Origin of the sequence: Photobacterium minamisatsumaniensis (genome assembly GCF_050336695.1) — a bacterium.
GTDB classification, from domain to species: domain Bacteria; phylum Pseudomonadota; class Gammaproteobacteria; order Enterobacterales; family Vibrionaceae; genus Photobacterium; species Photobacterium minamisatsumaniensis.
Genome location: NZ_JAKJSI010000111.1, coordinates 1 through 1,053 on the forward strand (window position 1 = coordinate 1; position 1,053 = coordinate 1,053).

At 46.6% G+C, this 1,053-nt stretch carries 3 rRNA genes; all 3 read left to right on the plus strand.

Going from position 1 to position 1,053, the window contains the following annotated elements:
* Positions 1-156 (plus strand): 23S ribosomal RNA (locus L4D78_RS28260); the annotation flags it as partial.
* Between the two features lie 118 nt (positions 157-274).
* Positions 275-390 (plus strand): 5S ribosomal RNA (gene rrf, locus L4D78_RS28265).
* A 331-nt stretch (positions 391-721) separates the two neighbouring features.
* Positions 722-1,053: ribosomal RNA gene (locus L4D78_RS28270) — 16S ribosomal RNA — on the plus strand; the annotation flags it as partial.

Genomic DNA, 1,053 nt, shown 5'->3' on the forward strand with positions numbered 1-1,053 from the left:
AAGCATCTAAGCGCGAAGCGAGCCCTGAGATGAGTCATCCCTGATACTTTAAGTATCCTAAAGGGTTGTTGGAGACTACGACGTAGATAGGTCAGGTGTGTAAGTGCTGCGAGGCATTGAGCTAACTGATACTAATTGCCCGTGAGGCTTAACCATACAACACCCAAGGGGTTTTTTACGGACTCCACGAAGCACTTGAATGGTGTTTGAGAACTAGTCAGATTTTCCCAGATTGCTATTTGCTGCCATAAGGCGGTAGATAAAACAGAATTTGCTTGGCGACCATAGCGTTATGGRCCCACCTGATCCCATGCCGAACTCAGTAGTGAAACGTAATAGCGCCGATGGTAGTGTGGGGTTTCCCCATGTGAGAGTAGGACATCGCCAGGCTCCCAATTCGACTTGTCTCGATGAGACGAGTCACCATAAAGTTTTAAGTAATAACTTAGAAGTTTATGTTGACTTTCAAAGTGGAAAGCGTATTATACGCCTCCTRCTTCAGCATTAAGTGCTTGAAAGCAATGTTCTTTAACAATTTGACCATGCAATCTGTGTGGGCACTCGTGAAAAAGTTAAGTCAAAAGATTTATCAATGAACTGAGTGACCAATACAAAATAGCGCAAGTTATTTTGGCACAGTCAATTCGAATGTCATGACTAGCTTCTAGTTATTGATGTTCAATCAGTATTCGTTGAGCCGGTCGAGAGACCACAAAAATTCTAATTGAAGAGTTTGATCATGGCTCAGATTGAACGCTGGCGGCAGGCCTAACACATGCAAGTCGAGCGGCAGCGACATTAACAATCCTTCGGGGGCGTTRWTGGGCGGCGAGCGGCGGACGGGTGAGTAATGCCTGGGAATATRCCTTAGTGTGGGGGATAACTATTGGAAACGATAGCTAATACCGCATAACGTCTTCGGACCAAAGAGGGGGACCTTCGGGCCTCTCGCGCTAAGATTAGCCCAGGTGGGATTAGCTAGTTGGTGAGGTAATGGCTCACCAAGGCGACGATCCCTAGCTGGTTTGAGAGGATGATCAGCCACACTGGAAC